Annotated in this window: 6 protein-coding genes and 2 pseudogenes; all 8 read right to left on the bottom strand. The window is 73.9% G+C overall.

The genetic code is table 11. The features are described 5' to 3' along the window. Positions 1 to 281: pseudogene (gene murD, locus ACFE60_RS16140) on the bottom strand (UDP-N-acetylmuramoyl-L-alanine--D-glutamate ligase); the annotation flags it as partial. Then, positions 278 to 1420, bottom strand: a complete 1143-nt coding sequence (gene mraY, locus ACFE60_RS16135) for a phospho-N-acetylmuramoyl-pentapeptide-transferase (protein ID WP_375389880.1) — start codon at positions 1418 to 1420, stop codon at positions 278 to 280. The gene mraY and the pseudogene murD, both read right to left, overlap by 4 nt. Beyond that, a complete protein-coding gene (gene murF / locus ACFE60_RS16130) occupies positions 1420 to 2844 on the bottom strand; it encodes a UDP-N-acetylmuramoyl-tripeptide--D-alanyl-D-alanine ligase (RefSeq protein WP_375389879.1) in 1425 nt (474 codons plus the stop codon). The genes mraY and murF overlap by 1 nt, the downstream gene beginning before the upstream one ends. A gap of 111 nt (positions 2845 to 2955) precedes the next feature. Then, entirely contained in the window at positions 2956 to 4701 is a 1746-nt protein-coding gene (locus ACFE60_RS16125; RefSeq protein ID WP_375389878.1) for a peptidoglycan D,D-transpeptidase FtsI family protein, read from the bottom strand. Positions 4702 to 4758: 57 nt separating this feature from the next. Then, entirely contained in the window at positions 4759 to 5220 is a 462-nt protein-coding gene (locus tag ACFE60_RS16120) for a hypothetical protein (RefSeq protein ID WP_375389877.1), read from the bottom strand. A 30-nt stretch (positions 5221 to 5250) separates the two neighbouring features. Next, positions 5251 to 6237 (bottom strand): 16S rRNA (cytosine(1402)-N(4))-methyltransferase RsmH, encoded by a 987-nt coding sequence (rsmH, locus tag ACFE60_RS16115; RefSeq protein ID WP_375389876.1) that lies wholly within the window; start codon positions 6235 to 6237, stop codon positions 5251 to 5253. Between the two features lie 124 nt (positions 6238 to 6361). Continuing rightward, positions 6362 to 6793, bottom strand: coding sequence for a division/cell wall cluster transcriptional repressor MraZ (gene mraZ / locus ACFE60_RS16110; RefSeq protein WP_375389875.1), 432 nt, complete (start codon positions 6791 to 6793; stop codon positions 6362 to 6364). Between the two features lie 169 nt (positions 6794 to 6962). Continuing rightward, a pseudogene (locus ACFE60_RS16105) lies at positions 6963 to 7213 on the bottom strand (hypothetical protein); the annotation flags it as partial.

Genomic DNA, 7213 nt, shown 5'->3' with positions numbered 1-7213 from the left:
GGGTGGAAGCCGGGGCTCACGACGACGAGGTCGGGCGCGAAGGACTCGAGCGCGTCCCGCTGCGCGGCGGCGTCGCCGAGGTCGAGCCGGGCGCCGATCACCTCGAGCAGCGCGGCGCGCTCCTCCGTCGCGCGCTCGCCGACCACGAGCACCTCGCAGCCCAGCTCGACGAGGGTGTCCGCGGCGGCGAAGCCCACCACCGCGGCCCCGAGGACGCCGGCCCGCAGGCCGCGCCACCCCTCCGCGTGCCAGGAGGTGAGCAGGGCGAGATCGGCCGTCACCTCGCCCTCGAGAGCCACTCGAGGTAGAACAGGCCGACGCCGAGCGCGACCAGCAGGCCGGCGATGATCCAGAACCGCACGACGACGGTGATCTCCGCCCACCCCTTCAGCTCGAAGTGGTGGTGGACGGGGCTCATCAGGAAGATGCGCTTCCCCCGCGTGGCCTTGAAGTACGCCCGCTGCAGGATCACCGAGCCGGGCTCGATCACGAAGAGGCCGCCGATGAAGATGACCAGCAGCTCGGTGCGGGACAGCACCGCCAGCGCGGCCAGCGCGCCTCCCAGCGCCAGCGACCCGGTGTCGCCCATGAAGATCTGCGCCGGCGAGGTGTTCCACCACAGGAAGCCGATGAGCGCGCCCGTGATGCAGGCGGCGACGGTCGCGAGATCGAGCGGGTCGCGCACGTCGTAGCAGAGCGGGATGTTCGTCGTGAGATCGGTCTTGAAGCAGGACTGGTTGAACTGCCAGAAGCCGATGATGACGTAGGAGCCGATCGCGAAGATCGAGGCGCCCGTCGCGAGGCCGTCCAGCCCGTCCGTCACGTTGACGCCGTTGGACGTCGACGCGACGATCAGCCAGATCCAGACGATGAACACGATCACGCCGAGCACGGCGCCGAAGATCGCCGTGAAGCTGAGCACCGAGCCGTCGAACCACTGGTCGCGGACGATCGAGATGTTCGTCGTCGCCGGCGTCGCGGAGTACGTCCGCCCGCCCGCGCCGACCGCGGTGCGCGGGAACTGCAGCACGAGCAGCGCGAAGACGGTGCCGACCAGCAGCTGGCCGGCGATCTTCGCCCACCCGCCCAGACCGAGGCTGCGCTGGTTCCTGGTCTTCAGGAAGTCGTCGACGAACCCGACCGCGCCGAGCCCGATCATCAGCAGGAGGACGAGCAGGCCGGTGACCGTGACGGGGCTGCGCGGCGCGGTGAGGTGGCCGACGAAGTAGCCGACCACCGACGCCAGGATGAAGACCAGGCCGCCCATCGTCGCGGTGCCGCGCTTCGCGTGGTGGCTGACCGGTCCGTCGTCGCGGATGAACTGGCCCCATTGGAGGCGGTGGAACAGCCGGATGAACAGCGGGGTCAGGAAGAGGGTGAAGACCAGGGAGACCGCGGCGCCGGTCAGCAGGGACTGCACTAGGCGATCGTCCCATCGACGGCGGCCCAGCGGGCGCCGACCCGGTCGCCGAGGTGCCGCAGGCCCGCGGAGTTGGAGGACTTGACGAGCACGGTGTCGCCCGGGCGCAGCGTCGCCGCGAGCAGCGCCTCCGCGTCGTCCTGCGTCTCCACGAAGACGCTCTCGCCGTCCCAGGAGCCCTGCGCGATCGCGGCCAGGTGGATGCGCTTCGCGTCCGGCCCGACGACGACGAGCAGGCCGATGTTCAGGCGGACGACGAGCAGGCCGACGCGGTCGTGCTCCTCCCCGGCCGACTCGCCCAGCTCGGTCATCGCGCCGAGCACCGCGACCGAGCGGCCGGGCGCGATCTGCACGAGCGTCTTCAGGGCCGCCGCCATGGAGTCCGGCGAGGCGTTGTAGGCGTCGTTCACGACGACGACGGGGTCGGTGGCGAGGATCTCCATCCGCCAGCGCTCGGCCCGCACCACGGCCTCGAGCCCGGCGACGATCGTGTCCGCGTCGACGCCCAGCGCGGTCGCGACCGCGGCCGCCGCCATCGCGTTGCCGACGTGGTGCTCGCCCAGCACCCGGAACGCGACGGTCCGGCGCTCGCCGGTCGGCAGCCGCAGCTCGAAGGCGGTGCCGGTCGCGGTCGCCTCGACGTCGTCCGCGCTCGTGCCGCCCGTCGCGGGATCGGCGGACAGGCCGAACCAGGCGACGCGGGCGGCGGTCCGCTCCGCCATCGCGGCGACCCGGGGGTCGTCCCGGTTCAGCACCGCGACGTCGTTCGAGGCGAGGCCCGTGACCATCTCGGACTTGGCGAGCGCCGTGCCCTCGATGCTGCCGAAGCCGCCCGCGTGGGCGAGGCCCACCTTCAGCACCACGCCGACGTCGGGCGGCGCGAGCGCGACCAGGCGGGCGATGTCGCCGACGGCGGACGCGCCCATCTCGGCGACGAGGAACCGGGTGTCGTGCGTGATGCGCAGCATCGTCATCGGACCGCCGACGGCGTTGTTGAACGACGCGTGGGAGGCGACCGTCGGGCCGACGCGGCCGAGGATCTCGCGCAGCAGGTTCTTGGTGGTCGTCTTGCCGTTCGACCCGGTGATGCCGACCACCCGCAGGCGGCCGGCCCCGCGGACCCGCGCGACGACGGCCTTCGCGAGCGCCGCGAGCGCGGCGGTGGCGTCCGGGACGACGACCTGCGGCGCCGGGGACTCCAGCGGGCGTTCGACGATCAGCAGCGCCGCGCCCCGCTCCACGGCGGCCGGCACGAAGTCGTGCCCGTCCATCGTCTCGCCGACCCGGGCGACGAACACGCCCCCGGCCTCGATCTGCCGCGAGTCGGTCTCGACCGCGCCGTCGACGACGGCGCTCCCTGCCTCCGGCGGGACCACCTCCCCGCCGACCGCGCGCGCGATCTCGTCGATCGTCAGCGCGATCACCGGGGGTTCGCTCCGCCGGTCCGCCCGTCAGTCGCCTTCCGCACCCGGCCACCTCCCGCTGGTCCCGCAACCGGGGATCCAGCGTAGAGGATCGCCGCTGCAGGGCCCCGACTACCAGGAGGCGGGCAGGTCCGGCGAGGTCGATCCGGAGGGGACGACGCCGCCCGCCTGCAGGGCCCGCGCCATGACCTGGCGCCAGATCGGCGCGGTGGCCTGCGAGGTGTTCATCTTCGTCGGCTGCGACAGCGCGACGTACACGACGTACTGCGGGGCGTCCGCGGGCGCGGTGCCCGCCATCGACACGAGGTAGTCCTTCGAGTACCCGCCGGAGGCGTCGACCTCCTGGGCGGTGCCCGTCTTGGTCGCGACGCGGTAGCCGGGGATCGCGACGTCGGCCCGCAGCCAGCCCTTCGTCGCCACGTTCTCGAGCATCCGGACCGTGCCGTTCGCCGCCGCCTTCGAGATGACCTGCCTCGGCGCGCCGGTCGCGACGCGATGCACCGTGCCGTCGGCGGCGGTGCAGGAGTCGACGAGTCGGACCGGCAGGCGCACGCCGCCGTTCGCGATGGTCTGGTAGGCGCTCGCCATCTGCACGGCGGAGACCGTCAGCCCCTGGCCGAACATGGTCGCGTAGCGCGTCTGCGCATCCCAGTCGGGCGCATCCGAACCGAACGACCCCGTCGCCTCCGCCCCGAAGCCCACCTCGGTCGCGGTGCCGAACCCGAACCGCTTCAGGTACTCGAGCCGGGTGGCGGAGGAGATGCGGGAGCCGAGCTGCGAGATGCCGGTGTTGCTGGACTGCACGAGCACGCCGGTGAGGGTGAGGCGCTCGTCGCCGTGCTGCTCGCTGTCGTTCACGTCGGCGCCGTCGGCGGTCCGCAGCCGGTAGGGGGCGACGACGCGGGAGGCCGGGGTGGCCACGCCGGCGTCGAGCAGCATCGACGCGGTCACCGCCTTCATCGTCGAGCCGGGCTCGTACGGCGCGGTGAACGCGCGGGACCCCAGGGCCGCCGCGTCGGTGTCGGCCGTCCGCGCGACCTGGTTCGGGTCGACCGTCGGCCAGTCCGCGACGGCGAGCAGCCTGCCGGTGCGCACCTCCTCGACGACGACGGACCCCCAGGCGGCGCCCGTCTCGCGCGCCCGCTGCGCCAGCACCTGCTGCGTGTAGTACTGCAGGTCCCGGTCGATCGTCAGCCGCACGGTGCCGCCGGGCTTCGCGGCCTGCACGACGGTCTCGGTGCCGGGGATCGGGGTGCGGTCGAGCGCGCTCTCGGACACCGCCTCGCCGTCGGTGCCCGCGAGGCACCGGTTCCAGCCGTACTCGATCCCCGCCTGGGCGTCCTGATCGGCCCCGAGGAACCCGACGAGGTTGCCGGCCACGGCGCCCGACGGGTACGTCCGCTCCGGGATCGCCTCGAAGTAGAGCCAGCCGAGCCGCAGCGCCTTCACCTTCTGCAGCGTCCCGAACGGGATCTCCTTCGCGACCAGCGCGTAGGAGGCGCCGGGATCGGCGGTCAACGCGGCCAGCACGCCCGCGGCCGGCACGCCGAGCGCCGACGCGATCCGCGCGGCGGCCGCGGGCACGTGCCCGGCCTTGGTGGCGATCCACGGCACCGCCGTCACGCGGTAGCGGTCGACGGTCGTCGCGAGCACGGTGCCGTCGGCGTCGACGATGTCGCCCCGCGTCCCGGGCAGCACCGTGGAGATGCTGCGGCGGTCCTTCGACTGGGCCTGCAGCTGGTCGGCCTGCACGACCTGCACGTCCGTCAGCCGCACGAGGAACACGCCAGCGAGCGCCAGCACGGTGAGCAGCACGACGGCCGGGCGCATCCGCGTCCCCCGCCGTGTCCTCGCCATCCGCGCTCCCCCGCCGGGTCCGCCTCCGGCCTGGCGAACCTAGGCGAGGGGCGGCGGTCAGCGCGTGAGGCCGCCCGGCGTGTGGACGGCACCGGTGGCCGCCGACCGGGAGCCGAGCACCTGGCCGGTGCGGGCGTCGAGGTAGGCGGGCGAGTCGTCGGGCACCATGCCGAGCGCGGCGGCCTGCGCGGCGAGCCGCTGCGGGGCGGCGAGGGCGCGGATCGCCTCCGACTGCACCTGCGCCTGACGGGTGAGCAGGTCGGAGCGCTGCTCGAGGGCGTGCAGGCGGTAGGCGCCGTTCGCGGTGCCGATCGACAGCAGCAGCTGGGCCGCGACGACGCAGACGACGCCGCCGAGCACGACGGAGGCGGCGAGCACCCGCGGGCGGGCCGCGCGACGGGCGGCGGGAGCGACGGCGCCCGCGGGAGCCGGATCGACGTCGACGGGGCGCAGCGGCCTGGGCGTCGCCGGCCGCGGCTGCAGCGAGCGGATCGGATCGATGGCGAGCGCAGAGCTCATGGACAGTCCCCCAACTGTTCGACATCCGTGTCAGGTGGAGCGGGGATCCCCCCGGATCCGCTCCGCCGCCCGGAGCCGCACGGATGCGGCCCTCGGGTTCCGTTCCACCTCCCCCTCCGCCGCCGTGGGTGCGCCCCGCGTCAGCATCCGGAAGGTGGGGGCCGTGTCGTCGGTCTCGACCGGGAGCCCTCGCGGGGCGGTCGAGACGGTCCGGGGCGCGAGCGCCCGTTTGACGATCCGGTCCTCCAGCGAATGGTAGGACAGCACCACGATCCGGCCACCTGCGGATATCCGGTCGAGGGCCGCGGGAACGGCCCGCTCGAGCACCTCGAGCTCGCGGTTCACCTCGATCCGCAGCGCCTGGAAGACGCGTTTGCCCACGTGGCCGCGGCCTTTCACCGCGGCGGGCGTGGCCGCCTCCAGCACGGCGACCAGCTGGGCCGAGCCCCGGATTGGGGTGGCCGCGCGCGCCGCCACGACGGCCCGCGCGTACCGGTCGGCGAGGCGCTCCTCGCCGTAGACGCGGAAGATCCGTGCGAGGTCCTTCGCCGGGTACTCGGCGACCACGTCCGCGGCGGTGCGGGTCTCCCCCGGGTCCATCCGCATGTCGAGCGGGACGTCCCTCGCGTAGCTGAACCCGCGGTCGTCCTGGTCCAGCTGCATGGAGGAGACGCCGAGGTCGAACAGGACGCCGTCCGCAGCGGCGAGGCCCAGCCGGTCGAGCACCTCGGGGATGGCGTCGTAGACGGCGTGCGCCGGCCGGAAGCGCTCGCCGAAGGGTGCGAGGCGGGCGGACGAGCGCCGCAGGGCGTCCGGGTCGCGGTCGACGCCGACGAGCGTCAGACCGGGGAACCGGGTCAGCAGCGCCTCCGCGTGCCCGCCGAGCCCGAGCGTGGCGTCGACGCCGACGGCGCCCCCGCGCTCGAGCGCGGGGGCGAGCAGCCCGAGCGTCGTGTCGAGCAGGACCGGGACGTGGAGGGGGGTGGAGCGGTCCCCGGCGTCCTCATGGCCGTTCATCCCGATACCCATCCGTGGACCGCACCTGGCACCGGGGAAGTGTGACAGGGGCGGCGAGACGGTCGACCTGGCACCGGGGAAGTGTGTCAGGGATCCCGTCACGGCTGGGACTCGGGAGGCACGGTCAGAGGATGCCGGGGACCACCTCCCCCTCGACGGACGCGAACGCGTCCTCGGTCTCCGCCAGGTGGCGCTCCCAGGCCGCCGCGTCCCAGATCTCGACGCGATCGCCGACACCGAGGACCGCGAGCTCGCGGTCGAGCCCCGCGTAGGTGCGGAGGGTCTGCGGGATGGTCACCCGGCGCTGCTTGTCCGGCGTCTCGTCGTGCGCGCCGGACAGGAACACCCGCAGGTAGTTCCTGGCGTCGCGGCTGGTGACGGGCGCCTGACGGATCCGCTCGTGCACGCGGTCGAACTCGTCGCGCGCGTACACGTAGAGGCAGCGCTCCTGCCCGCGGGTGATGACCACGCCGTCGGCGAGCCGCTCCGCGAACCTGGCAGGAAGGATGATCCGCCCCTTCTCGTCGAGGCGAGGCGCGTAGGTACCGAGGAACACGGCACCGACCCCTCGCTGTCCACATGACCAGCGGTGCTGGTGCTCCCCACTTTACTCCACAACGCTCCACTCGGGCACCCTCGGACGGGGCGCGTCCCCACCCCGCTCCCCCGGGAACGACGGAACGCCCCGCGGCGGTGCCGCGGGGCGTTCGATGGAGCGGGGTGGGTCAGGGCTGGCGGCGGCGCTCCCAGCGCTGGGCGAGGCGGTCCATGAAGCCGCCGCCGCGGAGTCCGCCGGCGGCGGGAGGGAAGGAGGGCATGCCGCCGCGGCTGCGGACGCCGACGGCCAGCAGCACGCCGCCGAACATCGCGGCGAAGCCGAGCGCCCCGACGAGCCAGTTGTGCAGCAGCACCCCGAGCACGAGCACCCCGATGCCGACGCCCAGCACCTCGACGACCTCGGTGACGACGAGAGCAA

The organism is uncultured Amnibacterium sp., from assembly GCF_964245895.1.
GTDB lineage: Bacteria > Actinomycetota > Actinomycetes > Actinomycetales > Microbacteriaceae > Amnibacterium.
This window is presented reverse-complemented; position numbering and strand designations above follow the sequence as displayed.